We start from the raw sequence: 25,219 nt of genomic DNA, 5'->3' as shown, positions 1-25,219 counted from the left end.
GTGAGCTCCTACCTGTCCGAGACCGAGCTGAAGCAGTTCGTCGACTCGCTGCCCACCCGCCGCCTCGCCGCGGAGGCCCTCATCCGGGACCCCGAGGGCCGCGTGCTCCTCGTGGAGCCCAACTACAAGTCCGACTGGACCGTGCCCGGAGGCACCGTCGAGGCGGGGGAGGACCCCCGCACCGGGTGCTTCCGCGAGGTCGTCGAGGAGGTCGGCCTGCACCTGCCCGAGGGCCGGCTCCTCGTCGTCCACCACGGGGTGGCGATGGGCCTGTGGGGGGACTCGGTCTCCTTCGTCTACGACGGCGGCGTCATCGGCGCCGACACGCCCATCACGATCCAGGAGGAGGAGCTGCTCAGCCACCGCTGGACGGCGCCGGAGGACCTGGACCGGTACCTGCGGCCCGGACTGGCCCGCCGCCTGCGGGCGGGCCTGGCCGCCCTCGAGGACGGCACCACGGCCGAGCTCGTCGACGGGCCGCGCTGAGCGCCCCGGGGCCACCGGGCGCACGCCCCGGGCCCCCGGCCCGGCCTCGTCGACGGCGTAGCATGGACGCCATGACCTCACTCCCCGCCGACGACATCGCATCCCCCACCTCCGCGTGGGACCTGGTCCCGGCCACGGTGCTGTGCGCGACGGAGGACACCGCGTCCGACGGACCCGGGCCGCGCCCCACCTGCGAGGGGATGCGCAAGGTCATCGCCCACCACCGCCTGATCAGCGCCTACGCCGAGGGCCCCCGGGCCACGCAGCTGATGTTCCTCGCCGACGCCGAGGGCCGGCTGGCGCAGGGGGCCGAGGACGGCTCCGTGCAGCCCGGCTGCACCCTCGACGAGCTCTCCGAGACCTTCGTGCGGATGACCGGCCAGCAGCTCCAGCCCGAGCACCCGGGGCTGCGCCGGGTGCTGCTCGTGCACCTGGACGCCCCCGAGCTGCCCGTGCTGGCGGCCCTGTCCGGCACCGGCTTCACCGCCGTGTCCCGGCACGGCTGGTCCGTGGTGGTCTTCGACGCCGAGGTCGACTTCTGGGCCGTGCGCACCGGTCTCGCCGAGACCGCCGTGGCGCTGTCCTCGGACGGGGCCACCCGCTCCTTCGAGGTCCTGCTCGCGGGGGAGGACCCGGCGTCCGTCACCGACCTCGAGGCGGCCGACGCCGTGTGCGCCCTCGAGTGGGGCCCCGACTGGCTCCCCGTGGGCGGCGTGTCCGTCGAGGCCGAGCAGACGCCGGCCGCCCGGTTCGAGCGCGACCTCGTCCGGCTGTGCTCCGGCGGCACCTCGGACCTGCAGATCGAGTCCGTGGCCTCCGTCTTCGACCTGGACCCGGCCGAGACCAACCGGCTGCGCAACTACGTGCTGGGGGAGTCCACCGACCTGGTCCTGGAGTCCGTCCTGCAGCTGCTGGGCCTGCCCGTGCTCGCCGCCAAGGTCGTCGAGGGCCACCGGGAGCTCACGGCCACCGAGGGCGCCGAGCACTACGAGCCCACGGGCGTGGGCTCGGCCCTGCTGCGGGGGATGACCACCGAGCCCACCGGCGACGGGCTGTTCGCGCGGTACCAGCGGGCCCTCGTCCGCCGCCCGGAGCTGCTGCTGGCCGTCGCCGGCACCGAGACGGCCGTCGGGGTGGGGCTCGCCGGCGCGGCCCGGCGCGGCGGGGCCGGGGCGCGCGTGCTCGGCACCCTCTCCGCGGCGCTGCTCGCGGACGCCGCCGCGGAGAGCGTCTACTACGCCGCCCTGCGCGGCGCGCGCCGCCGGCGGAACGAGGAGCGGCCCGCGGCCCCCGGGCCCGCCGCCCAGCTCCCCGAGCCCTCCGCAGCCCCCGGCTCGCGAGCACGCCTGCGCCGCTTCTTCGGCCTGCACCGCGGCTGAGCGCCCCCGCAGGATCCCCCGCGGGGCGGAAGTCGCGCGCCGCCGCCGCGGGCTACCGTGGGGGCGTGCACACCCGACCCACCACCGACCCGGACACCGCCCCGGACGCGGGACCGGACCCGGCCCCCGTCCGGCGCGCTCCGCTCGCGGTGCGCGTCACCGCCTGGCTGAACGACCCCGAGGACCCGTTCTGGTCCCGGCCCGCGCCCACGGCGGCCCAGCGGCGCAACGACGTGCTGGCCGCCCTGGGCTTCCTGCTCGTCACCCTCCTCGCCTCCGTGCTGCTGCACAGCTACGCGGGGCTCGCCGAGGGGGACGAGCCCTGGCGCTTCTACCTCAGCACCGTGCTCATCGTGGTGCCCCTCGCCGTGCGCCGTCGCTACCCGCTGCCGGTCGTGGTCGCGTCCTCCGCCCTGTTCCTGGGCCTGACCTACGCGAGCCCCACGGCCGCCATGACGCTGCCCTTCCAGGGCGCCTACTTCGCGGCCCTCTACGCCGCCGTCGCCTGGTCGCGCGACCGCCAGGCCCTGTGGGTCGCCATGTCGGTGGTCGTGGGCACCATGGGGCTGTGGCTGCTCGGCGCCTTCACCATCACCAACGCCTACGCGGACTTCCTCTCCGGTCTGGGCGAGGTCGACGGGCCGCTGCCCCAGCTGCCGTCCTACGCGGTGTACACCCTGATCGTGAACGCCGTGTACTTCGGCGGGGCGGTGCTGGCCGGGCGTGCGTCCTGGCGGGCCGCGCTGCAGCAGCACCGCCTCGCGGCCCAGGCGCAGCGGATCCGGGAGCAGTCCGCCGAGATCGCCCGCCGCGCCGTCGTCGACGAACGGCTGCGCATCGCCAGGGAGCTGCACGACGTCGTCGCCCACCACGTGTCCGTCATCGGCATCCAGGCGGGGGCCGCGCGCAAGGTCCTGGACCGTGACCCCGCCGCCGCCACCACCGCCCTGCGCACGATCGAGACGTCCAGCCGGACCGCCGTGGGAGAGATGCGCCAGCTGCTCGGCGTGCTCCGCGCCGAGGGCGAGGAGGGCGCCCCGGGCCCCGGCGGAGGCGCCCCCGACGCCGCGCGCCGGCCGGACCCCGGCCTCGCCGACATCGCCGCCCTCGCCCGCCGGCACGCGGACAACGGGCTCGCGGTGGACGTCCGCACCGTCGAGGCCGTCCCGGGTGACCTGGACAGGATCCCGCCGGCCCTCGGCCTGTCCGTCTTCCGGTGCGCCCAGGAGTCCCTGTCCAACGTCATCCGCCACTCCACGGCCGGCACCGCGTCCGTCACCCTGCGCACCGGCCGCGGCCCGGAGGGGCAGCCGTGGTTCGAGCTCGAGGTCCTCGACGACGGCTCGCCCCGCCGCGGCACCGCCGGCACCGGGTTCGGCCTCCAGGGGCTGCGCGAGCGCGTCCGTCTGCACGGCGGCGAGGCGGAGATCGGGCCGCGCTCCGGCCGGCCCGGCTGGCGGGTCCGCACCCGCTGCCCCCTGCCCCCCGGCGGCACCGGGGAAGCCGCCCCGGACGCGGCCGCCGGCGCCGCCTCCGGCGCCCCGGACAGGATTCTGCGAGGATCGGAGGCATGATCCGTGTCCTGCTCGCCGACGACCACGCCCTCGTGCGCTCCGGCTTCGCCATGGTCCTGTCCGTGGAGGACGACATCGAGGTCGTGGCCCAGGCCTCCGACGGCGCGCAGGCCGTCGCCGCCGCCCGCGGCGGGGCCGTGGACGTGGCCCTGCTCGACGTGCAGATGCCGGTCATGGACGGCATCGAGGCCACCCGCCGGATCGTCGGGACCGGGTGCGCGAAGGTCGTGATCGTCACCACGTTCGACCGCGAGGACTACCTCTTCGACGCGCTCGCCGCCGGGGCCAGCGGGTTCCTGCTGAAGAACGCCGACCCGGACGACCTCGTGGAGGCCGTGCGCGCCGTGGCCGGAGGCCACGCGTTGCTCGCCCCCGAGGCCACGCTGCGCGTCATCCGGGCCCTGACCGCGGACGCCCCGGCACCCGCCCCCGAGGCCGTTCCCGCGCCGGCCGACCCCCTGCCGTCCGACCCCGCCCGGCGCCGGGTCGTCGAGTCCCTCACCGAGCGGGAGCACGAGGTGCTGCTGCTGGTCTCGGACGGGCTGTCCAACGCGGAGATCGCCCAGCGGCTGTTCCTCGGGCCCGCCACCGTCAAGACGCACGTGTCCAACATCCTCGCCAAGACCGGCTCCCGGGACCGGGTGCAGGCCGTCGTCTTCGCCCACCGGGCGGGCCTCGTCGACTGAGCGGGCTCCGCCCCGGGACGGAGGCCGCCGGCCGCGGTCCGCTCCCCGGGGCACCCGCACTCCGCCCGGGTGGGGATCCGCCGGGGTCCCCGCGTTCGTAGGCTGACCACGAGCCGCCCGGCACCCACCGGGAGGACGCACCCCGAGAGGACCCGGGCCCATGAGCACCAGCACCACCCCCGCCGCGACCACGACCCGCTTCCGGAGCCGCCCCGAGGGGCACGTCCTGGAGGCGCGGGGCCTGAGCCGGTCCTTCGGGGGCCGCACCGTGGTCGAGGACGTCTCCTTCCGGGTCGAGCCCGGCCGGATGACCGGCTTCGTCGGCGCCAACGGCGCGGGCAAGACCACGACCATGCGGATGCTGATGGGCGTGCTGCGCGTCTCCGCCGGCGAGGTCCTGTGGGACGGCCGTCCCGCCACCGCGGCGGACCGGGCCCGCTTCGGGTACATGCCCGAGGAGCGGGGGCTCTACCCCAAGCAGCCGGTGCTCGACCAGCTCGGCTACCTCGGCCGGCTCCACGGCATGGACCGCCGGGACGCCCTCGCGGAGGCCGGGCGGCTGCTGGAGCGCTTCGGCCTGGCCGAGCGCGGGAAGGACAGGCTGGAGTCCCTCTCCCTCGGCAACCAGCAGCGGGTGCAGGTCGCCGCCGCGCTCCTGCACGGGCCCGCCGCCCTGGTGCTGGACGAGCCGTTCTCCGGCCTGGACCCCGTGGCGGTGGACTCCATGGTCGAGCTGCTGCGCGAGCACACGGCCCAGGGCGTGCCCGTGCTCTTCTCGAGCCACCAGCTCGATCTCGTCGACCGGCTCTGCGACTCCCTGGTCGTCCTCTCCGGCGGCCGGGTCCTGGCCTCCGGCACGGCCGAGGACCTGCGCCGCACCGGTCCCCGCCGGCACCGGCTGCGCTGCGAGCAGGACGCCGGCTGGGTGCGGGACCTGCCGGGCGTGCGCGTCGTCGACGTCGACGGACCGGCCGCGGTGCTCGAGCTCGAGGACGCCGCCGCCCGCCGCCGCGTCCTCGAGACCGCCGTGCCCCGCGGGCTCCTGGAGTTCGCCGAGATCGTGCCCTCCCTGTCCGACGTCTACCGGGAGGTCACCCGATGAGCGCCCGCCCGCCCGCAGCCCGCCCCTGGTGGATCGTCACGTCCCGCGAGATCTCCGTCAAGCTGCGGGACCGGTCCTTCCTGCTCTCCACGGTGGTCACGGTGCTCCTCGTGGCCGCCTCGATCGCCGCCTCCGCCCTGTTCGGAGGCCGGGCCGCCGACCACGTCCTGGCGACCGCGGCGCCCGACGCGGCGCCCGTCGCGGCGCGGGCCGCGCAGGAGCTGGCCGAGCGCGGTGAGGACACCCTCACCGTGCACTCCGCCCACTCCCCGGACGCGGCCCGCGAGGCGGTGGCCGACGGGACCGCCGACGCCGCGCTCCTGCGGGACCTCGACGGGTGGACGGTGGTCGGCCAGGACGACGTCGACCCCGCCCTCGCCCGGGTCCTCGAGGACGCGGTGGCCGCGGAGACGCTGGCGGCCGGCGCCCGGGCCGCCGGGACGACCGCCGAGGAGCTGACCGCGGGTGCCGAGGTGCGCACCGAGCTGCTGTCCGGCGGCCAGGACCGCGGCCCCGCACGGCTCGTGGTGGGCTTCGTCTTCGCGTTCCTGTTCTACCTGGCCGCCATCCTCTTCGGCATGGCCATCGCCAACTCCGTGCTCGAGGAGAAGCAGAACCGGGTCGTGGAGATCCTGGCCACCGCCGTCCCCGTCCGGCAGCTGCTCTACGGCAAGGTGCTCGGCAACTCCCTGCTCGCGTTCGGTCAGATCGGGCTCTACGCCGCCGTCGGCCTCGTCGGCGTCAACGTCACGGGCGCCGCCGCGGACGTCGGCTGGATCCTCGCCGCGTCCGGCTGGTTCGTGGCCTTCTTCGTGGCGGGCTTCGCCGCGCAGGCCTCCGTATGGGCGGTCCTCGGCTCCCTGGCCTCCCGCTCCGAGGACCTGCAGACGAACACCGGGCCGATCATGACGGTGCTCATCGGAGCCCTCTTCGTGGGCCTCTACGCCGAGGGCGCGTGGCTCACGGCCGCGTCCTTCGTCCCGGTCGTCTCCTCGGTGGCGATGCCCATCCGGATGCTGGACGGCGGCGTCGCCTGGTGGCAGCCCGTGCTGTCCCTCGCGCTGGCCCTCGCCGCGGCCTGGGTGCTGCTGCGCCTCGGGGAGCGGATCTACCAGCGCGCCGTGTTCCAGGGCGGACGCTCCCTCACATGGCGGGAGGCCGCACGCCTCGAGCAGTGAGCGGGCAGCGCGCCGCGGGAGGCCGGACTTGACGGCGTCTGGCATACTGGACGGGTACTCGATGCGTGCGGTCCCTCTCGCCGCACGTTTCTCGTGTCCACAGAACCCCTGTGACCGGCCCGCCCCACGGGAGCGAGACCAGGGCGTTCACCTCATCCAAGAACCAGGAGAGTCCACACCAGTGGCTGTTAAGATCCGTCTCAAGCGCATGGGCAAGATGCGCGATCCCCGTTACCGCGTCGTCGTCGTCGACTCCCGCAAGAAGCGCGACGGCCGCGTCATCGAGGAGATCGGCAAGTACCACCCGACCGAGCACCCCTCCTACATCGAGGTCGTCTCGGACCGGGCCCAGTACTGGCTCGGCGTCGGCGCCCAGCCGTCCGAGGCCGTCGCCGCCATCCTGAAGGTGACCGGCGACTGGCAGCGGTTCAAGGGCGAGGAGGGCGCCGAGGGCACCCTCCGGACGCGCGAGCCCAAGGCCGAGTTCGTCGCCCCCGACAAGGGCTCCGTGATCGTCCCCGAGGCGATCACCCCGAAGGGCGAGAAGGCCGAGCCGGCCGCCCCCGGTGCCGAGTCCGACGACGCCCCCGCGGCTGACGCCGAGAAGGCCGAGTAGTCATGCTCGCCGACGCGTTGGAGCACCTGGTCCGCGGGATCGTGGACAGCCCCGATGACGTCGACGTCCGTGTCAAGAGCGGGCGCCGGTCGGAGACCCTCGAGGTCCGGGTGCACCCGGACGACCTCGGGCGGGTCATCGGCCGCCAGGGCCGCACGGCCAAGGCGCTGCGCACCGTCGTGGGCGCACTCGCCGAGGACGGCCCGGTCCGGATCGACGTCGTCGACACCGACCGCACCCGCTGAGGCGCGCACCGGGCGCCCCGGCGTCCGGTCCCGCCGCCCGCACGGTCCCCGCATCCGCACCGGATGCGGGGACCGTCGGCTTTTCCCCGTCACCGCACCCCTCCCCGCGGCCACCCGGCCGCCGACCCCCAGGAGATCCATGAAGGTCCAGGTCGCCCGCGTCGGCAAGCCCCACGGCATCCGGGGGGAGGTCACCGTGCAGCTGTTCACCGACGCCCCGGAGGAGCGCTTCGCCCCCGGCGCCCGGCTGCTGCTCGAGCCGTCCGTCCCGCTCGCCCCCGAGGGCGTGGTCACCGTGCGCGGGGCGCGCTGGAACAAGGCCGTGCTCGTGGTGGCCCTGGAGGAGGTCCCCGACCGCAACGGGGCCGAGACCCTGCGCGGAGCCCACCTCTACGCCGAGGCGCTGGAGGAGGACCCCGAGTCCGACGAGTGGTACGAGCACGAGCTGGTCGACCTCGAGGTGCGCACCGGCCCCGAGGACGGGTCGGGCCCGCGGATCGGCGTGGTCACCGGGCTGCGCACCCTGCCCGTCCAGGACCTGCTGGAGATCGAGCTCGACGAGGGGCGGCGTGAGGCCGTGCTCCCCTTCGTCGAGGAGATCGTCCCGGTCGTCGACCCCGAGGGGGGCTTCGTCGTGGTGACCCCTCCGCCGGGGCTGCTCGAGCTCGGCCTCGACGACGGGAAGCCCGACGAGGGGAACGACGACGACGGGAACGGCGACGCCGTGAACCCCGGCGACGGGAACTCCGGCGGCGGGGACCCCACGGACGGGGCGCCGGAGGGCGGGCGCTGATGCGCATCGACGTCGTCAGCATCTTCCCCGAGTACCTCTCCGCCCTGGACCTCTCCCTGATCGGCAAGGCCCGGCAGCAGGGCCTCCTCGAACTGACCGTGACGGACCTGCGCGAGTTCACGACCGACCGGCACCGCACCGTGGACGACACCCCCTACGGCGGCGGGGCCGGCATGGTGATGAAGCCGGAGCCGTGGGCCGCGGCGCTCGGCGCCGTCCTCGGCGGCGGACCCGCGCCGGCGGGGGAGCGGCCGGTGCTGGTCGTGCCCTCCCCGGCCGGTGAGGTCTTCACCCAGGCCACCGCCCGCGAGCTGGCCCTGCGGGAGCACCTCGTCTTCGCGTGCGGGCGCTACGAGGGCATCGACGAGCGCGTGGTGGACTGGTCCCGCGAGCACTTCGAGGTCCGCCCCATGAGCCTCGGCGACTACGTCCTCAACGGCGGGGAGGTCGCCGTGCTGGCCATGGTCGAGGCGATCGGGCGCCTCGTGCCCGGCGTGGTCGGCAACCCCGAGTCCCTCGTGGAGGAGTCCCACGCCGAGGGCCTGCTCGAGTACCCCGTCTACACCAAGCCCGCGCTGTGGCGGGACCGGCCGGTCCCCGAGGTCCTGCTCTCCGGCCACCACGGCCGGATCGCCCGCTGGCGGCGGGACCGCCAGCTGCAGCGCACCGCCGCCCGCCGCCCCGACCTCGTCGCGTCCCTCGACCCCGCCGGCCTGGACCGCGCGGACCGCGCCGTCCTGGCCGAGGCCGGGTGGGTCGTCTCGGGCGGACACGTGGTGCGCGCCGGGGACGGCGCCTCCGGGGAACCTGTGGCATAATGTTCAGCTGTGTGTCTGCTGGGCACGCCCCTGCCGCAGGGGGATGAGCGACCAACAGCCGGACACCCGGGACCCCGAACAGGGCTCCCGTCACCACGTCTTGCGGATCCCGCACCCGGACCGGGCACCGCCCCGCCACCACGGATCCGTGCCGACCCACGTGAGCGACCTGCGGCGTTCACCAGGAGAGTCACCATGAACATTCTCGACCAGCTCGACGCCAAGTCGCTGCGCAGCGACGTCCCCGACTTCCGTCCGGGCGACACCCTCAACGTGCACGTCAACATCGTCGAGGGCAGCCGCTCCCGCGTCCAGGTCTTCAAGGGCTTCGTCCTCGGCCGCCAGGGCGCCGGCGTGCACGAGACCTTCACCGTCCGCAAGGTCTCCTTCGGCGTGGGCGTGGAGCGCACCTTCCCGGTGCACTCCCCGGTCATCGAGAAGATCGAGGTTGTCACCCGCGGTGACGTCCGCCGCGCGAAGCTCTACTACATGCGCGACCGCCACGGCAAGGCCGCCCGCATCCGCGAGAAGCGCGACAACACCACGGCCAAGTCCTCGAAGTCCGGCAAGGCCGTCAAGTCCGGCAAGTCCGGCAAGTAGGACAGCGCGCGCTTCGGTGTCCACCGGAACCCGCGCACGGGACCCCCGCGCCACCGGGTCCCACGCCGTTCGGCGAGAACGCCAGCTCCGTGCTCGGGGCTGGCGTTCCGTCGTCCTCGCCCTCCTGGCGGCCGTGCTGGTCACCGGCCTGCTGCGCGCCTTCGTGCTGGACGTCTACTGGATCGGGTCGGACTCGATGCAGCCCACGGTCGAACCGGGGGACCGGGTGCTCGTGGGCAAGCTCGTCGACGAGGGCGATCTCGAACGGGGCGACCTCGTGGTCTTCGACGGGCGGGGCAGCTTCGCCCCGCTGCACAGCGACGACCCGTGGCCCGCGCAGGTCCTGCAGACCCTCGGCCGGTGGAGCGGGCTCACCGGCTCGGACAGCGTGTACCTCAAGCGGGTCGTCGGCACCCCCGGGGACACCGTCGCCTGCTGCGGTCCCTCCGGCCGCCTCGAGGTCGACGGCGAGGAGATCGTCGAGGACTACGTCCTCGACGGGGACCGGCCCAGCGAGGTCGAGTTCACCGCGGTGGTCCCGGAGGGCAGGCTCTGGCTGATGGGCGACCACCGGTCGGTGTCGGTGGACTCGCGCAGTCTGCTCGGCGCGCCCGGTGGCGGACTGGTCCGAGCGGATAAGGTCATCGGAGAACCCATTGCTGTTCTGTGGCCCCGGGAACGGGCCGGGCAGCTCTGACGCGATCCGCACGGATCCGGATCCGGACGCCCACAGGCGTCCGCCCAGGAAGGACGAGAGCAGTGGCCGACAGGACCCAGCCCGCCGGCGACGGCGTGCCCCAGGAGAACCACGGCGTCCCCGGTGACGCCGCCGTTCCCGTCCCGGCAGCGCCTACCGCCGACGCGGAGCGCGCCACCGCACCCCTCGACGGCGCCGAGGACGGGCCGGACCAGGCGTCGTCGCGCCGCGCGGGGCGGCGCTCCTCCGCCCGGAGCTCCCGCAAGAAGCGCCCCGACACCTTCTGGGGCTCGGCGCGGGAGATCCTCCTCGTGCTGGTCTGGGCCGTGCTCATCGCCTTCGTCGTGAAGACCCTGCTGGTGCGGGGGTTCTACATCCCCTCCGGCTCGATGGAGAACACCCTCCAGCTCAACGACCGCATCTTCGTCAACGTGCTCGAGCCCACCTTCGGCCCGCTCGAGCGCGGGGACATCGTGGTCTTCGAGGACGCCAAGGGCTGGCTGCCGGCCCAGCCCGACAGCGGGGGCGGGCCGACCGACGCCGTCTACGACGCCCTGGCCTTCGTCGGCGTGCTGCCCGATCGCACCGACCAGCACCTCATCAAGCGCGTCATCGGGGTCGGGGGCGACACCGTGGCGTGCTGCGACGCCTCGGGGCGGGTCACGGTCAACGGGGAGGCCCTCGAGGAGCAGGACGCGTACCTCCACCCCGGGTCCGCGCCCTCGGAGCTCGAGTTCGAGGTCGAGGTCCCCGAGAACCACTACTTCGTGCTGGGCGACCACCGGGACGCGTCCGCCGACGCCCGGGTGCACCTGGCCGAGATCGCGGACAACGGCGCGTTCATCAGCCACGACGACGTCGTCGGGACCGCGTTCGTCATCGCCTGGCCGCTCGACCGGTTCCAGCTGCTGCAGAACCCGGACGAGGTCTTCGCGGACGTCGCCGACCGGTCCGCCGGTGGCTCCTGAGCCCCGGCCGGGCCGGCGCGCGGCGCCGCCCCGGGGCGGGGCCCCGGGGCTCGTCGTCGAGCGGTCCCTGCAGGAGCCGGACGGGCGCCTCGTCGGCGGGATGGACGAGGTGGGCCGCGGGGCCCTCGCCGGACCCGTCACCGCCGGGCTGGTCGTCCTGCGACCCGGGACCGGGCGCGGGGTCCCCGGGCTGCGGGACAGCAAGCTGCTCACCCCTGCACGGCGAGAGTCGCTCGTCCCCCGCATCCTCGCCTGGTGCACGGCCGCCGGCGTCGGCCACGCCTCGCCGCAGGAGATCGACGGACTCGGGCTGACGGCCGCGCTGCGCCTGGCCGGACACCGGGCGATCGCGGCCGCGGCGCGGCGGGGGACGCCGCCCGACGTCGTGCTCCTCGACGGCGCGCACGACTGGCTCTCGGAGCCCGGCGCCGGGACGCTCTTCGGCGACCCCCCGCCCGCGGCGGACGACCTCCCGGTGCACGGGTGGGAAGGACAGGTCGTGACCCGCGTCAAGGCCGACCTGACGTGCGCATCCGTCGCCGCCGCCAGCGTGCTCGCGAAGGTCGAGCGGGACCGGGTCATGGGCGAGCTCTCCGCGGGCTGGCCGCAGTACGGTTGGGACAGCAACAAGGGCTACGGCGCCGTCCGGCACCGCCGCGCCCTCGAGGAGCACGGGACCACGCCGCACCACCGGCTCAGCTGGCGGCTCACGCAGGCACCGCCCGCGGCCGCGCCGAGCACGATCGGAGACGGGACGACATGAGCGCCGAAGAACTCGAGAACTTCGAGACGGACCTCGAGCTGCAGCTGTACCGCGAGTACCGGGACGTCGCCGGGCTCTTCCAGTTCGTGGTGGAGACGGACCGCCGCTTCTACCTGGCCAACTCGGTCCGGGTCGAGCCGGTCGAGACGAAGAACGGGCTGTACTTCGACGTGGAGCTCAAGGACGCGTGGGTGTGGGACGTCTACCGCTCCGCCCGCTTCGTGAAGCACGTGCACGTCATGAGCTTCAAGGACGTCAACGTGGAGGAACTCGCCCACGCGGACCCCTTCGCGGTGCCGGGCGCCGCCGGGCCCGTGCCGGAGGGGCCCGCGACCTCCTGATCCGCCCTGCACACGGCCCCTGGGGCCCCTCGGCGGGAGACCGGCGGGGCGCATGATGAGGGCACCCGACCGGCCGCCGCCGGGACGGCGCCGCCGAGCAGGGAGGTGTCCCGTGTCCGAGGGACTGGGCGCGCGCGGCGAGCTGCTGGCGGCCGCCCACCTCGAGGCGCGGGGGTACTGCGTTCTGGAGCGCAACTGGCGCGCACGGCCCTCCCGGGACGGACTGCGGGGGGAGGCCGACCTCGTCGCGGAGCACGAGGGCTGCGTGGTCGTCGTCGAGGTGAAGACCCGCTCGAGCCTGCGGTACGGGCATCCGTTCGAGTCCATTACGCGGCAGAAGATCGTCCGTCTGCACCGCCTGGCGGCCGCCTGGGCGCGGGCCCACGACCGCGACCCCCGGGTGGTCAGGGTCGATGCCGTTGCAATTACTTTCGCACACGGCGGAGGGCCGGAGATCGAGGTCCTGCGGCAGATCCAATGAGACGCGGCGCGCCCGGGCCCGCGTGACATGCCTCGTGCGACGTGCCAATGTTGAACCGTCGATGACCGGGAGTAACGACGGAGGTGTGCTGTGGTCGCTGCGGGACCGCTCGCCGCTCCACGACGCGCTGCGGCTCTCGCGGCGGCTGTCGCGCTGACCGCCACCGGGTGCGGCGTGCTGAAGGCCCCGGAGCCCGACGCGATCGCGCAGCCGGGCACCGTGACCACCGCGCCCAGCGGTCTCAGCCCGGGCCCGTACGCCCTCACCACCGACGAGGGCGCGGTCATCACCTTCGACCTGCCCACCGTGCCGGCCCCCGACGACGACGTCGAGCAGCTGCGGCGGGACCTGAACGTGGAGCCGGTGGTCTACGTGGAGCTGCACATCGACAACACCGAGGGCACCCGCACCGTCCAGATCGACGACCTCAAGGTGATTAGCCACGAGGGCGGGCAGTTCCCGTTCGAGCCGGTCGCCGAGGTCCTCTCCGACTGGGACCCCAACCGCTCCGGGGAGGGCGGCTTCTGGGGCGCTGACGGCTCCCCCCTCGACCCGCAGGAGGGCGCCCGGCTCGACGCCCGCACGCACGAGCTGATCGCCCAGTACACCGGTGCCGTCCCGGTCGGCGCCACGGGCCGGGAGCTCATGGTCGGCGACTTCGAGAGGCTGCCGAAGACCTTCGACGACATCGAGCTGTCCCCGTACCCCAACGACCGGTCACAGGACCCTGCCCCGGTCGGGCACGGGCCCGAGCAGCGCCAGTACCGGGCCGGGGTGCCGAAGCCGGCGCCCCGGGAGCGGATCGAGGCGGAACCGGCGCCGGCACCGGCGGCACCCGAACCCGCCCGTCCCGCCGCGCAGCCGCCTCGCGTGCCTGCCGCGCCGGTGCCGGCCGAACCCGCACCGGCCCCCGAGCCCGAGCCGGCGGCGCCGCAGCCGCCGGTGGAACCGGCGAACCCCCAGCAGCCGGTGGACCCGGTGATCCCTCCCGTCGTCCCTCCCGTGGAGCCGACGCCGGAGCCCACGCCGCCGCCCGTTCCCCCGGTCACCCCACCGCCGGAGGAGACGATGCCTCCCGCCGAGAACCCCGACAGGGGCGAGGTCCCCACCCCGGGGCCCACCGCCGGCGCGTCGGCCTCGCCCTCGCCGAGCACCTCCAGGCGCTGGAACTGGCCCCCGCGCCCGGAACCCACGCCGACGCCCGCGCCGTCGGCCTCGACCACCACCCCGTTGCCGGCTCCGTCCCCCACGGCGACGCCCACCCCCACGGCCTCCACGGGCGCTCCGTCACCGGCCGCGACGCCCGGGCCGTTACCCTCGCTCCCCGGCGGGGCCGAACTGGCCTGAGCCGCGGGACTTGTCCACCGTCGGGCGGGCGGCACCGCCGCGCTCCGCCGGCACGGCGCAGTCTGGGGACCAGGAGGTTCCCATGCACCGTCGTCGTTCCCTTACGTTCCCCGTCCCCGGGCACTGCCCCCGGGATCCCGTCGCGCCCGCCACCGGGGTGTGCTGATGGGCTTCGCACGGACCTGGGCGGTGGCCCTGATCGGGCTCGACGGGTCGATGGTGGAGGTCGAGGCGGACATCGGGCAGACCCTGCCCGCCTTCTCCATCGTGGGGCTTCCGGACGCCGCGCTCAACGAGGCGAGGGAACGGCTGCGGGCGGCGGCGCGCAACAGCGGGATGCCCCTGAGCCCTCGCAAGCTCACGGTCAACCTGACCCCCGCGACGCTGCCCAAGCGGGGATCCCTCTTCGACCTCGCCATCGTGATGAGCGCCCTGCAGGCCGCCGGTGACGTGCCCGCGACCGGGCGGACCGTCTTCCTGGCCGAACTGGGCCTGGACGGGGCGCTGCGGCCGGTGCGCGGCATCCTGCCGGCGGTCATGGCCGCCGTGCGCGCCGGGCACGATCGGATCGTCGTCCCGGCGGCCAACGCGGCGGAGGCGGGGCTGGTCCCCGGCGCACGGGTGGAGGGCTTCAGCTGCCTCGCCGACGTGCTCGCCGGCGCCGGCGCCGATCCCGCCGGTCTGTGCCGGCCGGCACCTGCCGGGTCCGTCCCCGGTGGGGCAGCGCCGGGCCTGCCCGGGACGGAGGGCGCGGCGACCCACCCCGCAGCCCGCGCCGCACCGGATCTCGCCGACGTCGCCGGGCAGGCCGACGGGCGCCTGGCCCTGGAGATCGCCGCCGCCGGCGGGCACCACCTGCTCATGGTGGGCCCACCAGGATCCGGCAAGACGATGCTCGCCGAGCGGCTCCCGGGCCTGCTGCCGGACCTCGAGGACGACGCCGCGATGGAGGTGACGGCTGTCCACTCGCTCAACGGGGCCGCCGGGCGGTGCACCGCCCTGATCCGGCGCCCTCCGTTCGAGGCGCCGCACCACACCGCCTCGGCGGCCGCCCTGTTCGGGGGCGGGTCCGGGATCCCGCGCCCGGGTGCCGCCTCCCGGGCGCACCGCGGCGTCCTGTTCCTCGACGAGGCCCCCGAGTTCGACCGCGGGGTCGTCGACGCACTGCGCCAGCCCCTCGAGAACGGCCGGGTCGTGATCGACCGGTCCACGGCCTCGGCGGTCTATCCGGCCCGCTTCCAGCTGGTGCTCGCGGCGAACCCCTGCCCGTGCGGGCAGGCCGGGGGCCGCGGCGCCGACTGCACGTGCACCCCACGGATGCGCCGCAGCTACTTCGGCAAGCTGAGCGGTCCGCTGCTGGACCGGGTGGACCTGCAGATCGCGGTGCCGAAGGTCTCCTACGGCGAGCTCGCCGCCGGGGCGGGACAGGGGGAGAGCACGGCGGAGGTCGCCGTGCGCGTGGCCCGGGCGCGGGCGGCCCAGGCGGAGCGTCTGCGCGGCCTCGGGCTGCGCACGAACGCCGAGCTCGGGGGCAGCCTCCTGCACGGCGCCCTGCGTCCCCCGCGCCCGGTCACCGCCCCGCTGGAGCGGGCCATGGACCGGGGCTCGCTGACCGCCCGAGGGCACCAGCGGGTGCTCCGGGTCGCCTGGACGCTGGCCGATCTGGAGGGCCGGGGCGTCCCGGTGCTCGACGACGTCGACACCGCGCTGTACTTCCGCTCCCTCGTCCCGGCCTGAGCGCCGCCGCATCCGCCCCGTCCCGTCCCGTCCAGTCCGACCCGTCCGCGACAGGAAGGCCCGCCATGCACTCCGCCCCGCCCGGCACACGCTCCGGCCACGACCCGCTGCTGCTGGCCCGCGCCGGGCTGTCCCGGCTCGTGGAGCCGACCGACGCCACCGCCATGCTGCTGCTGGCGGCGCTCGGACCGGTCGCCGCGCTCGAGATCGCCACGGGGACGCGCCCCATCGGCGCCGGGGAGCACCCGGCGTTCGTGCGGGCGGCCGCCGAGGCCGGGTACGGTCCCCGGCAGGTCGACCTCCGGCGCGCCCTGGCCCGCTGGGCCCCCCGGGCGGCGGACCTCGACCCCTCCGCCGACCTGGGGATCGCCGCCCGGGCGGGAGCGTGGTTCGCGATCCCCGAGGACCCCGACTGGCCCGCGGCGCTGGCCGACCTGGGCCTGTTCCAGCCGGTGGGCCTGTGGGGCCGCGGCGACCGGCGGCTCCTCGGCTTCCCCGCCGCCCGCTCCGTCGCCGTCGTCGGCTCCCGGGACTGCTCGACCTACGGCCGGCAGGTCGCCCTGGACATCGCCGGCGCCCTGGCCGCCCGCGGCTGGACGGTGGTCTCCGGCGGTGCCCACGGCATCGACCAGGCCGCCCACTCGGCCGCGCTGGCCACCGGCACCGCGCACCCGCCCACGGTGTCGGTCATGGCGTGCGGGATCGACCGCCTCTATCCTCCGGGCAACCACGAGCTGCTCCACCGGGTCGAGGCCGCCGGGCTGCTGCTGGCCGAGGCCGCCCCCGGGTGCACGCCCAGCCGCTACCGCTTCCTCCAGCGCAACCGGATCATCGCCGCCCTCTCCGCCGGCACGGTGGTGGTCGAGGCCCGGTGGCGGTCCGGAGCGCAGAACACGGCCCACCACGCGGACGGGCTCAGCCGCCCGGTGGGCGCGGTGCCCGGCAGCGTCCACGCCGGCACCTCCGCCGGCTGCCACCGGCTGGTGCGGGAGGGCACCGCCGTCCTGGTCACGGACGTCGACGAGGTGCTCGAGCTCGTCCAGCCCCTCGGGACGGCGCCGGTGCCCGACCGCCCCGCCCCGGCCTCCGTCGTCGACGGGCTCTCGGACCGGGACCGCGTGCTCCTCGACGCGCTGCCACTGAGGGTGCGCAGCCGCCCGGACCACCTCTCCCGCGTCGCCGGCCTGTCCGTCCGCGAGGTGCTGGGCGGGCTGCGCCGGCTCGAGGAGCGCGGCCTGGCGGAGGGGGCGGGGGAGGGGTGGCGCCGCCGCTAGAATCGCCGCATGACCTCCGACGCCGCCCCGCTGCCCACGGCCGTGGTCCGGGCCCTGGAGCGGTACACGGACCACCTGGTGCACGAGCTGGCGCGCAGTCCCCGCACCGTGGACGCCTACACGGGCGACCTCCGCGCCCTCTTCACCTGGCTGCACGCCCGGTACGGGATCGCCGCGCCGGCCGCCGTGGACCTGGAGATGCTCCGGGCCTGGCTGGCCGCCCGGCACGCCGAGGGGGCGGGACGCTCGTCCATGGCCCGCTGGACGGCGTCGGTCCGCGGGTTCTTCGGCTGGGCCGCCGGCACCGGCCTGGTGGGCGCCGATCCCAGCCTGCGGCTCGTCGCCCCGCGCCGCCGGCGCCACCTCCCGGACGTCGTGCCCGCCGACGGGATGCGCGAGCTGCTGGACGATCTCGCGGCCCGCTCCACCGAGCCCGGAACCGCGGGGGCAGAGGGCGCGCTCGTCGCCCGGGACCGCGCCCTCCTCGAGCTGCTCTACGCCACGGGTGCGCGGGTGGGCGAGCTCACGGGTGCCGACGTCGACGACGTCGACCGCTCCCGCCGCGTCCTCACGGTGATCGGCAAGGGCGACAAGCAGCGCACGGTGCCCTTCGGCCGCCCCGCCGACGACGCGCTGCAGCTCTGGCTGGCCCGCCGGCCCGTGCTGGCCGCGGCGGGCAGCGGGCCGGCGCTGTTCCTCGGGTCCCGGGGCGGCCGGATCGACGCCCGACAGGTCCGGCGCGTCGTGGAGCGGGAGCTCGGCACCGTCCCCGACACCGCCGCCCGGGGTCCGCACGCCCTGCGCCACTCGGCGGCCACGCACCTCGTGGACGGCGGCGCCGACCTGCGCACGGTGCAGGAGCTGCTGGGGCACGCCTCCGTGGCGACCACCCAGATCTACACGCACGTCTCCGTGGACCGCCTGGGAACCGTCTACCGACAGGCCCACCCCCGGGCCTGACGTGCGCCGGGGCGGAGGATCGCGGAGCAACACGGCGTCCCGGGTTGACGCCCGTGGAATGTTTGCAGTTGAATGAGTGACGTATTGTACTCGACGTTCCGGACACGGCAACACGCTCGGAGCCGGCCGGAACGACGGGTGCGGCACCCGGGCGACCGGACGCCGCGTGGGCCTCGAATCCCCGCGGCGGGACGCGAGCCCGGACAACAGCATCGTCCGGTCGCGGCACGCTCGCCGCGGCCCGACGGGTGGGACCGCTTCCGTGCAGGGCGTTGGGGAAGACGTACCTACACGACGGAGGAACAGGTCATGTCTGCACCCACCACGCGCGGAGTGCTCTACGTGCACTCGGCTCCGCGAGCGCTGTGCCCGCACATCCAGTGGGCGCTGGAGTCGGTCGCGCGCCAGCGCACGGAGCTCGAGTGGACCCAGCAGAACGCCGAGCCCGGTTCCGTGCGCGCCGAGCTGGAGTGGTCCGGACCCGCGGGGACCGGTGCCCTCCTCGCCTCGGCGCTGCGCACGATGGGCCGCCTCCGGTTCGAGGTCACCGAGAACCCGTGCCGCGGCCACGACGGCGCCCGCTGGTCCTTCACCCCCGACCTCGGGATCTTCCACGCGACCACGGACGCCGCCGGCAACATCATGGTCTCCGAGGACCGGATCCGCTACGCCTACGAGACGGCGGCCGGCAACCCGCTGCTCGTCATCAACGAGCTCTCCCTCGCCCTGGGGGAGGCCTGGGACGAGGAGCTCGAGCCCTTCCGGCACGCCGCGGAGGGCGCCCCGGTGCGCTGGCTGCACCGCGTCGGCTGAGCCCCCGCGGCCCCGCCCCGCCTCCGGGGGCACGGGGCCCGCAGCGCGCAAGAGGGCCGTCCCGCGATCAGCGGGACGGCCCTCCTGCGTGCGTCCGAACAGTCCGCGCCCGGACGTGCTGCGCCCGACGCTGCGGGCGCGGCGGGCGCGCGCTCAGACGGTGCGGAACGCGGCGACCGCGTTGTGGCCGCCGAAGCCGAAGGAGTTGGACACGGCCACGAAGTCCCCGGAGGGAAGGTCGCGGGCGTCGGTGACGACGTCGAGATCGATCTCCGGGTCCTGGTTCTCCAGGTTGATGGTGCAGGGCGCGGTGCGGTGGTGGACGGCCAGCACGGTGAGCACGGCCTCGACGGCGCCCGAGCCGCCCAGGATGTGGCCCGTCATCGACTTGGTCGCCGAGACGCACATGTCGTCCACCGCCGAGCCGAACGCCCGGCGCAGGGCGCCGGCCTCGGGGGCGTCGCCCTTGGGCGTGGAGGTCGCGTGGGCGTTGACGTGCTTGACGTCGGCCGGACCGAACTCACCGGTCTCCATGGCCTCCGCGAGGGCGCGGGCCGCCCCGCGGCCCTCCTCGTCGGGCGCGGTGATGTGGTAGGCGTCCGAGGTGAGGCCGGCGCCGGCGAGCTCGGCGTAGATCCGTGCGCCGCGGGCGCGGGCGTGCTCCTCCGACTCGAGGACCACGGCACCGGCGCCCTCGCCCATCACGAACCCGTCGCGGGCCGTGTCGTAGGGGCGGGAGGCGCGCTCCGGCTCGTCGTTGCGCTTCGACAGCGCCTGCATGGAGGCGAACGCCGCGATGGTCACGGGGTGGATCGCGGACTCGGCGCCGCCCACCACCACGAGGTCCGCCTTGCCGGAGCGGATGAGGTTCATGCCCTGGTAGAAGGCTTCCGTGCCGGAGGCGCACGCGGAGACGGGTGTGATGGACGCGGCCCGGGCCTTGAGATCCATGCCGACGGCCGCCGCGTTGCCGTTGGGCATCAGCATGGGGACGGTGAGGGGCATGACGCGCCGGGCGCCGCGCTTCTGGAGGGTGTCGTAGGCGTCCAGCAGGGTCCAGACCCCGCCGATGCCGGTGCCGAAGGCCACGGCGAAGCGGTCCGGGTCGACCTCCTCGGAGGTCTCTGCGTTGTTGCCGGAGAAGCCGGCGTCGGCCCACGCCTCGCGGGCGGCGATGACGGACAGCTGCCCGGAGGGGTCCAGACGCTTGGCCTCGACCCGGGAGAGCACCTCGCTGGCGGGGGTCGAGACGGGCGCGGCGATCCGCACGCCCAGATCGTAGGTGTCCACCCAGTCGTGCTCGATGGCTCTGACACCGGAGACGCCCGTGGTGGCGCTGCGCCACAGCTCGGGGACGGTGCCACCGATCGGGGTGGTGGCACCGAGACCGGTGACGACTACTTTGCGGGTCATGACTGCACTTCCTCGTGTCCTGGGGTGATGCGGCGGGCGGCCCGCCCGGTCGCGGGTCGGTGCGGCGCGGCGGATCCTGCGGTCCGCCGCGCCCCGCACCGACCGGCCGGATCAGGCCTGGGCGTTGTCGATGAAGTTGACGGCGTCCTCGACGGTCTTGAGGTTCTTGACCTCTTCGTCGGGGATGGTCACGTCGAACTTCTCCTCGGCGTTGACCACGATGGTCATCATCGAGATGGAGTCGATGTCGAGGTCCTCGGTGAAGGACTTGTCCAGCTGGACGGCCTCGGTCTCGAGGCCGGTCTCCTCGTTGACGATCTCGGCCAGGCCGGTCAGGATTTCCTCTTTGCTCGCCATGGTGGCTTCCTTTCTCTGCGGCTGCCGGAGCAGCCGGTGGTGACGTGCGCCCCGGGCAGGTGCCGGGTGCATCTGTCCCGGTCGGGCCGTGGGCCCGGACCGGGGGACATCGGGTGTGCGGTTCAACCCTACGACGACTCGCAGGGCCCCGCGGCGGCACCGACACGTGGGCCGGACCCCGGGGGCCCGGTCCGCGTGCCGGCGGCGGTCAGGGGAGGACGACGACCTGCGCCCCGTAGACGAGGCCGGCGCCGAAGCCGATCTGCAGCGCCAGCTTCCCGGACAGCTCCGGGTGCTCGGCGAGCAGGCGGTGCGTGGCGAGGGGCACGGACGCGGCGGACGTGTTGCCGGAGTCGGCGATGTCCCGGGCGATGACCACGGACTCGGGGAGCTTGAGCGTCTTGGCCATCTGGTCGATGATCCGCATGTTCGCCTGGTGGGGGATGAAGGCACTCAGGTCCTCGGGCCGCACCCCGGCCACGTCCATGGCCTCCTGCGCGCGCTTGGCGACCTCCCACGAGGCCCAGCGGAAGACCGTCTGCCCGTCCTGGCGCAGGGTCGGCCAGAGGGTGGCGTCCTCGCGCACCGCGCCGGTCTCCGGGTCGAGGAGGTCGGGGGACTGGGCCCGCTCGCGCCCCTGCTCCACCGCCCGGATGTCGGTGAGCGGGTGGGTCATCCGGATGGCGTCCCACTTGGAGCCGTCGGAGCCCCACACGGACGGGCCGATGCCGGGGGTGTCGGAGGGGCCGATGACCACGGCGCCCGCGCCGTCGCCGAGCAGGAAGGAGATGGAGCGCTCGGTATTGTCGATGACGTCGGAGAGCTTCTCCACGCCGATGACCAGCACGTAGTCGGCCGCGCCCGAGCGGACGAGCGCGTCGGCCTGGGCGACGCCGTAGCAGTAGCCGGCGCAGGCCGCCGAGATGTCGAAGGCCGGTGCCGGGGTGGCGCCCAGGCGGTCCGCCAGGGCCGCGGCGGCGGACGGGGTGAGGTAGGGGAAGGAGATCGTGGAGACGATGACCGCCCCGAGCTGCGAGGCCTCGATGCCGGCCGCGGCCAGCGCCTCGCGGGCGGCGTGCTCGGACATGTCGAGGACGCTCACATCCTCGGCGGCGCGGTGCCGGGTCCTGATGCCGGTGCGCTGCTGGATCCACTCGTCCGAGGACTCGATCCACTGGCAGACGTCGTCGTTGGTCACCACCACGTCCGGGCGGTAGACGCCCAGGCCGAGGATCCGGGAGTGCGCGTTGGTCTGTTGCTGCTTCAGGGTCACCACAGGGGTCGTTGCTCCTTCGTGCGGCCGGGCGGGACGGACGGGCCGGCTGGGCGGGGCGGAACGGCTGCTCCGGCCTCGGGACGGGCGGCGCACGAGGTGCGCGCGCGGACGTCAGTCAAGAATACTCCTGGCCTGCTCCAGCTCCGCCGCGGAGTTCACGGCCAGGGCCGGGACGCCCTTCATGCCCCGCTTGGCCAGGCCGACGAGGGTGCCCGCCGGCGGGAGCTCGACGAGCTGCTCGACGCCGCGCTCCAGGAGCGTCCGCGTGCACAGGTCCCAGCGCACGGGCCGGCAGACCTGGGCCACGAGCGACTCGAGGTTGGCGGCGCCGCCGCTCACGGGCTCGCCGTCGGCGTTGGAGAGCAGCGGGTGCACGGGGTCGGCGGGCGAGAGCCGGGGGACCAGCTCGTGCAGGGGCTCCAGGGCCGGGGCCATGTGCTCGGTGTGGAAGGCGCCGGCCACCTTGAGGGGGATCACCCGGGCGCGGGCCGGCGGGGCCGCGGCGAGGGCGGCCAGCTGCTCGAGGGTGCCGGCGGCCACGGTCTGCCCGCCCCCGTTGGCGTTGGCGGGCGTCAGGCCCGCGGCCTCGATGGCGGCGAGGACCTCGTCCTCCTTGCCGCCGAGCACGGCGCTCATGCCAGTGGGGACGGCGGCAGCCGCCCGGGCCATGGCGTTGGCCCGGGTGCGCACGAAGGCCATGGCGTCGGCCTCGGTGAGGGCGCCGGCCAGGGCGGAGGCGGTGATCTCACCCACCGAGTGCCCCGCGAAGACCAGGTCGTCCCGGCCGGGGCCGATCCGGTCGCCGAGCAGCCGGCCCGCGACGAGGCCCGCGGCCACGATCAGGGGCTGGGCCACCGCGGTGTCCTTGATGGTGTCCTCGTCGGCCTCGGTGCCGTAGTGCACGAGGTCGAGTCCTGCGGCCTCGCCCAGCTCCTCGAGGTGGGCGCGGACGCCGTCGAGGGCGAGCCATTCGGTGAGGAAGCCGGGTTTCTGGGAGCCCTGTCCGGGGCAGACGATCGCGATCACCGCTACAGCTTCGCAAGGATGGGCCCCCGCGCGGTGGCCCGGAGGCCACCAAGCCCGGCGGCGGTGTTTGTAGGGATGCTACAAGACGGGTCCCACGGCGGGGGCGGAGGTGTCGATGGGGGCGCACGAGTCCGCGAGCCGGCCCGCCACGAGGGCGCAGTGCAGCACGAACGCGTCGCGGGGGACCAGGGGGTCCCAGCCGGTGAGGTCGCTGATCCGGCGCAGCCGGTAGCGCACCGTGTTGGCGTGCACGAACAGCTCCCGGGCGGTGGCCTCGAGGGAGTGGCCGACGGAGACGTAGGCGGACAGGGTCTCCACGAGCCCGGTCGCGGAGCGCGTCAGCGGGCGGTAGACCGACTCGACCATCGCCGCGCGCGCGCTCTCGTCCCCGGCCATGGCCCGCTCCGGCCACAGGTCCTCGGAGTGCACCGGGCGGGGCGCCGCAGGCCAGGCCGGCGCCACGGACAGGGCGGCGTGGGCGAGCCGGGCGGCGCGTCCCGCCGCGAAGACCGTGGGGGACTCCGGGCCGTAGGCCACCGGTCCCGGCCCGAACGCGGCGGCGAGCTTCTCGAGGGCGAGGTCCCGGTCGGACAGCCCTCCGAGGATGAGCACGAGCCGGTCGCCCTGGATGGAGACGAGGGAGTCCTGCGCGTGGCGGCCGGCGAGCCTGCGCAGCCGGGCCACGGTGGACGGGCCGGCGCCCTCGGGCGCGGAGCCCGTGAGCACGGTGACCGGGCCCGTCGAGGTCCAGCCCAGGGCCGCGACGCGGGAGCGCAGCGCGTCGGAGTGCTCCCCCCGGAGGATCCCGTCGACCACGAGGGACTCCAGCCGGGCGTCCCACGACCCGCGGTTCTCGGCGGCGCGGGCGTAGACGTCCGCGGCGGCGAAGGCGATCTCCCGCGAGTAGCGCAGCACGGCCTCCCGCAGCGCGGCCTCGTCGTGGTGCTTGGCGAGCTCCGGGACCTTCTCCTCCACGACGTCCACGACGATCCGCAGCAGCTGCAGGGCGTGCTGGAGGGAGATGGAGCGGGTCAGGTCCGTGGGGGCGCCCCGGAAGACCTGGGTGAGCACCCACAGGGGCTCCTCCGGGTCCTCGTACCAGCGCACGAACGAGGAGATGCCCCGCTGGGCCACGAGGCCCAGCTCGGAGCGCTCGTCGGCGCGCAGCTCCTCGAACCAGCCGAGGTCCGTCTCGAGCCGACGGGTCGCGACCGTGGAGATCGCGCCCAGGTTGGCCTTGAGGTTCTCGAGCGTCCTGGGGTGGGGAGGGGCGACGGGACGGTGCCGGTCGGTGGACCGTCTGCGCGAGGGGCGCAGCCAGCGCGTCGTGGTGTTCCCGTCCTGTCCAGCCATGCCTCCGAGCTTAGAGCACCGGATCGCCGCCCCGGGCCCGGGGACGACGACGGCGCCCCGCCCACCCGGACGCGGGTGGGCGGGGCGCCGTGGTGCACCGGAGGGCTCGGCTCAGGCGTCGCCGCCCGCGTTGCCGGAGGTGCCGGCGGTGACGTCCTTGAGCGAGTACTTCTCGATCGCCTCGCCGGGAGCGCGCCAGTCGACCTCGCCGCGCTTGGCGAGCATCTCCAGGGCACGGACCACCATCGAGTGGGAGTCGATCTTGAAGAACCGGCGGGCGCCGGCGCGGGTGTCCGAGAAGCCGAAGCTGTCGGCGCCCAGGGACGCGAACTCGTTCGGGACGAACTGGCGGATCTTGTCCGGCAGGTCCGCGCTGAAGTCCGAGACGGCCACGACCGGGCCCGTGGCCCCGGCCAGCTGCTGGGCCACGAACGGGGTCCGCGTCCCGTCGCCGGGGTTGAGGAACGCCTCCTTCTCGGCCGCCAGGCCGTCGCGGCGCAGCTCGACCCACGAGGTCACCGACCACACGTCGGCGGAGACGCCCCAGTCCTCGGCGAGCAGCTTCTGCGCCTCGAGCGCCCACGGCACGGCCACGCCGGAGGCGAGCAGCTGCGCCCGGGGCCCCTCGTTCTCGGCGGGCTTGAGCAGGTAGATGCCCTTGAGGATGCCCTCGACGTCGACGTCCTCCGGCTCGGCCGGCTGCTGGTACGGCTCGTTGTAGACCGTCACGTAGTACATGACGTTGTGGTCCTCGTCGCCCGTGCCGTACATGTGCTCGAGGCCGCGCCGGACGATGTGGGCGATCTCGTAGCCGTACGCGGGGTCGTAGTGGATGACCGCCGGGTTGGTCGCGGCCAGCAGCGGCGAGTGGCCGTCGGCGTGCTGGAGGCCCTCGCCGGTGAGCGTGGTGCGCCCGGCGGTGGCCCCGATGATGAA

26 protein-coding genes and 1 pseudogene are annotated in these 25,219 nt (G+C 75.0%); 21 read left to right on the top strand and 6 right to left on the bottom strand.

Features of this window, described 5'->3' with window-relative positions:
- From RF644_RS12625 to RF644_RS12525, 21 genes are all read left to right on the top strand, one after another.
- Entirely contained in the window at nt 1–486 is a 486-nt protein-coding gene (locus RF644_RS12625; protein WP_017833764.1) for an NUDIX hydrolase, read from the top strand.
- 71 nt (nt 487–557) lie between these two features.
- Nucleotides 558–1,865, top strand: coding sequence for a hypothetical protein (locus tag RF644_RS12620; RefSeq protein WP_368796758.1), 1,308 nt, complete (start codon nt 558–560; stop codon nt 1,863–1,865).
- 65 nt (nt 1,866–1,930) lie between these two features.
- On the top strand, nt 1,931–3,439 hold the full coding sequence (locus RF644_RS12615) for a sensor histidine kinase (RefSeq protein WP_368796757.1): 1,509 nt from the start codon (nt 1,931–1,933) through the stop codon (nt 3,437–3,439).
- A complete protein-coding gene (locus RF644_RS12610; RefSeq protein WP_368796756.1) occupies nt 3,436–4,125 on the top strand; it encodes a response regulator in 690 nt (229 codons plus the stop codon). The genes RF644_RS12615 and RF644_RS12610 overlap by 4 nt, the downstream gene beginning before the upstream one ends.
- A gap of 160 nt (nt 4,126–4,285) precedes the next feature.
- A complete protein-coding gene (locus RF644_RS12605) occupies nt 4,286–5,227 on the top strand; it encodes an ABC transporter ATP-binding protein (protein WP_109222458.1) in 942 nt (313 codons plus the stop codon).
- Complete coding sequence (locus RF644_RS12600) at nt 5,224–6,405, top strand: ABC transporter permease (protein ID WP_109222457.1); 1,182 nt, start codon at nt 5,224–5,226, stop codon at nt 6,403–6,405. Before RF644_RS12605 ends, RF644_RS12600 begins: the two co-directional genes overlap by 4 nt.
- Before the next feature lie 181 nt (nt 6,406–6,586).
- Complete coding sequence (rpsP, locus tag RF644_RS12595; protein ID WP_031283142.1) at nt 6,587–7,021, top strand: 30S ribosomal protein S16; 435 nt, start codon at nt 6,587–6,589, stop codon at nt 7,019–7,021.
- Nucleotides 7,022–7,023: 2 nt separating this feature from the next.
- Complete coding sequence (locus tag RF644_RS12590; protein ID WP_017833757.1) at nt 7,024–7,266, top strand: RNA-binding protein; 243 nt, start codon at nt 7,024–7,026, stop codon at nt 7,264–7,266.
- Nucleotides 7,267–7,405: 139 nt separating this feature from the next.
- Nucleotides 7,406–8,059, top strand: coding sequence for a ribosome maturation factor RimM (gene rimM / locus RF644_RS12585; RefSeq protein ID WP_368796755.1), 654 nt, complete (start codon nt 7,406–7,408; stop codon nt 8,057–8,059).
- On the top strand, nt 8,059–8,877 hold the full coding sequence (gene trmD / locus RF644_RS12580) for a tRNA (guanosine(37)-N1)-methyltransferase TrmD (protein ID WP_368796754.1): 819 nt from the start codon (nt 8,059–8,061) through the stop codon (nt 8,875–8,877). The genes rimM and trmD overlap by 1 nt, the downstream gene beginning before the upstream one ends.
- 195 nt (nt 8,878–9,072) lie before the next feature.
- Entirely contained in the window at nt 9,073–9,477 is a 405-nt protein-coding gene (gene rplS / locus RF644_RS12575; protein WP_017833754.1) for a 50S ribosomal protein L19, read from the top strand.
- 16 nt (nt 9,478–9,493) lie between these two features.
- Nucleotides 9,494–10,174 carry a signal peptidase I gene (lepB, locus tag RF644_RS12570; protein ID WP_368796753.1) on the top strand — a complete coding sequence of 227 codons (681 nt, stop codon included), beginning with the start codon at nt 9,494–9,496 and terminating at the stop codon, nt 10,172–10,174.
- Between the two features lie 62 nt (nt 10,175–10,236).
- A complete protein-coding gene (gene lepB / locus RF644_RS12565; RefSeq protein WP_368796752.1) occupies nt 10,237–11,142 on the top strand; it encodes a signal peptidase I in 906 nt (301 codons plus the stop codon).
- Nucleotides 11,132–11,905: a ribonuclease HII gene (locus RF644_RS12560; RefSeq protein ID WP_368796751.1), complete on the top strand. Its 774-nt coding sequence runs from the start codon at nt 11,132–11,134 to the stop codon at nt 11,903–11,905. Before lepB (RF644_RS12565) ends, RF644_RS12560 begins: the two co-directional genes overlap by 11 nt.
- Nucleotides 11,902–12,246, top strand: coding sequence for a DUF2469 domain-containing protein (locus RF644_RS12555; RefSeq protein WP_144836305.1), 345 nt, complete (start codon nt 11,902–11,904; stop codon nt 12,244–12,246). The genes RF644_RS12560 and RF644_RS12555 overlap by 4 nt, the downstream gene beginning before the upstream one ends.
- Nucleotides 12,247–12,358: 112 nt before the next feature.
- Nucleotides 12,359–12,727: a YraN family protein gene (locus RF644_RS12550; protein WP_368796750.1), complete on the top strand. Its 369-nt coding sequence runs from the start codon at nt 12,359–12,361 to the stop codon at nt 12,725–12,727.
- A 174-nt stretch (nt 12,728–12,901) separates the two neighbouring features.
- Entirely contained in the window at nt 12,902–14,074 is a 1,173-nt protein-coding gene (locus RF644_RS12545; RefSeq protein ID WP_368796748.1) for a hypothetical protein, read from the top strand.
- A 165-nt stretch (nt 14,075–14,239) separates the two neighbouring features.
- Entirely contained in the window at nt 14,240–15,811 is a 1,572-nt protein-coding gene (locus RF644_RS12540) for a YifB family Mg chelatase-like AAA ATPase (RefSeq protein ID WP_368796747.1), read from the top strand.
- Between the two features lie 65 nt (nt 15,812–15,876).
- The gene (gene dprA / locus RF644_RS12535) at nt 15,877–17,085 is read left to right on the top strand and encodes a DNA-processing protein DprA (RefSeq protein WP_368796746.1); all 1,209 of its coding nucleotides are present in this window, start codon (nt 15,877–15,879) and stop codon (nt 17,083–17,085) included.
- Nucleotides 17,086–17,094: 9 nt separating this feature from the next.
- Entirely contained in the window at nt 17,095–18,045 is a 951-nt protein-coding gene (locus tag RF644_RS12530; protein ID WP_368796745.1) for a tyrosine recombinase XerC, read from the top strand.
- Between the two features lie 309 nt (nt 18,046–18,354).
- Nucleotides 18,355–18,858, top strand: coding sequence for a DUF3145 domain-containing protein (locus RF644_RS12525; RefSeq protein WP_031283140.1), 504 nt, complete (start codon nt 18,355–18,357; stop codon nt 18,856–18,858).
- A 153-nt stretch (nt 18,859–19,011) separates the two neighbouring features.
- On the opposite strand, the gene RF644_RS12520 is transcribed toward RF644_RS12525, so the two are convergent.
- The 6 genes and pseudogenes from RF644_RS12520 to RF644_RS12495 form a co-directional block, all read right to left on the bottom strand.
- Nucleotides 19,012–20,271: a beta-ketoacyl synthase gene (locus tag RF644_RS12520; RefSeq protein ID WP_017833743.1), complete on the bottom strand. Its 1,260-nt coding sequence runs from the start codon at nt 20,269–20,271 to the stop codon at nt 19,012–19,014.
- A gap of 111 nt (nt 20,272–20,382) precedes the next feature.
- On the bottom strand, nt 20,383–20,628 hold the full coding sequence (locus tag RF644_RS12515) for an acyl carrier protein (protein ID WP_017833742.1): 246 nt from the start codon (nt 20,626–20,628) through the stop codon (nt 20,383–20,385).
- 208 nt (nt 20,629–20,836) lie between these two features.
- Nucleotides 20,837–21,904 carry a beta-ketoacyl-ACP synthase III gene (locus RF644_RS12510; RefSeq protein WP_035929841.1) on the bottom strand — a complete coding sequence of 356 codons (1,068 nt, stop codon included), beginning with the start codon at nt 21,902–21,904 and terminating at the stop codon, nt 20,837–20,839.
- Nucleotides 21,905–22,015: 111 nt separating this feature from the next.
- Nucleotides 22,016–22,930, bottom strand: a complete 915-nt coding sequence (locus RF644_RS12505) for an ACP S-malonyltransferase (protein WP_095650538.1) — start codon at nt 22,928–22,930, stop codon at nt 22,016–22,018.
- A 78-nt stretch (nt 22,931–23,008) separates the two neighbouring features.
- Nucleotides 23,009–24,283, bottom strand: coding sequence for a PucR family transcriptional regulator (locus RF644_RS12500; protein ID WP_368796744.1), 1,275 nt, complete (start codon nt 24,281–24,283; stop codon nt 23,009–23,011).
- Between the two features lie 111 nt (nt 24,284–24,394).
- Nucleotides 24,395–25,219, bottom strand: a pseudogene (locus RF644_RS12495) (pyruvate dehydrogenase (acetyl-transferring), homodimeric type); the annotation flags it as partial.

It is taken from the genome of Kocuria sp. CPCC 205258 (assembly GCF_040981005.1).
In the GTDB taxonomy this organism is placed as follows: domain Bacteria; phylum Actinomycetota; class Actinomycetes; order Actinomycetales; family Micrococcaceae; genus Kocuria; species Kocuria rosea.
The sequence above is the reverse complement of the archived record's forward strand: the minus strand, read 5'-3'. Positions and strand labels throughout refer to the sequence as shown.

Excerpts from the sequence above, each read along its gene's own strand:
- RF644_RS12620 (WP_368796758.1), top strand. The coding sequence starts at position 558 with ATGACCTCACTCCCCGCCGACGACATCGCATCCCCCACCTCCGCGTGG.
- RF644_RS12610 (WP_368796756.1), top strand. The coding sequence starts at position 3,436 with ATGATCCGTGTCCTGCTCGCCGACGACCACGCCCTCGTGCGCTCCGGC.
- RF644_RS12605 (WP_109222458.1), top strand. The coding sequence starts at position 4,286 with ATGAGCACCAGCACCACCCCCGCCGCGACCACGACCCGCTTCCGGAGC.
- RF644_RS12600 (WP_109222457.1), top strand. The coding sequence starts at position 5,224 with ATGAGCGCCCGCCCGCCCGCAGCCCGCCCCTGGTGGATCGTCACGTCC.
- RF644_RS12590 (WP_017833757.1), top strand. The coding sequence starts at position 7,024 with ATGCTCGCCGACGCGTTGGAGCACCTGGTCCGCGGGATCGTGGACAGC.
- rimM (WP_368796755.1), top strand. The coding sequence starts at position 7,406 with ATGAAGGTCCAGGTCGCCCGCGTCGGCAAGCCCCACGGCATCCGGGGG.
- trmD (WP_368796754.1), top strand. The coding sequence starts at position 8,059 with ATGCGCATCGACGTCGTCAGCATCTTCCCCGAGTACCTCTCCGCCCTG.
- rplS (WP_017833754.1), top strand. The coding sequence starts at position 9,073 with ATGAACATTCTCGACCAGCTCGACGCCAAGTCGCTGCGCAGCGACGTC.
- RF644_RS12555 (WP_144836305.1), top strand. The coding sequence starts at position 11,902 with ATGAGCGCCGAAGAACTCGAGAACTTCGAGACGGACCTCGAGCTGCAG.
- RF644_RS12540 (WP_368796747.1), top strand. The coding sequence starts at position 14,240 with ATGGGCTTCGCACGGACCTGGGCGGTGGCCCTGATCGGGCTCGACGGG.
- dprA (WP_368796746.1), top strand. The coding sequence starts at position 15,877 with ATGCACTCCGCCCCGCCCGGCACACGCTCCGGCCACGACCCGCTGCTG.
- RF644_RS12530 (WP_368796745.1), top strand. The coding sequence starts at position 17,095 with ATGACCTCCGACGCCGCCCCGCTGCCCACGGCCGTGGTCCGGGCCCTG.
- RF644_RS12525 (WP_031283140.1), top strand. The coding sequence starts at position 18,355 with ATGTCTGCACCCACCACGCGCGGAGTGCTCTACGTGCACTCGGCTCCG.
- RF644_RS12520 (WP_017833743.1), bottom strand. The coding sequence starts at position 20,271 with ATGACCCGCAAAGTAGTCGTCACCGGTCTCGGTGCCACCACCCCGATC.
- RF644_RS12515 (WP_017833742.1), bottom strand. The coding sequence starts at position 20,628 with ATGGCGAGCAAAGAGGAAATCCTGACCGGCCTGGCCGAGATCGTCAAC.
- RF644_RS12500 (WP_368796744.1), bottom strand. The coding sequence starts at position 24,283 with ATGGCTGGACAGGACGGGAACACCACGACGCGCTGGCTGCGCCCCTCG.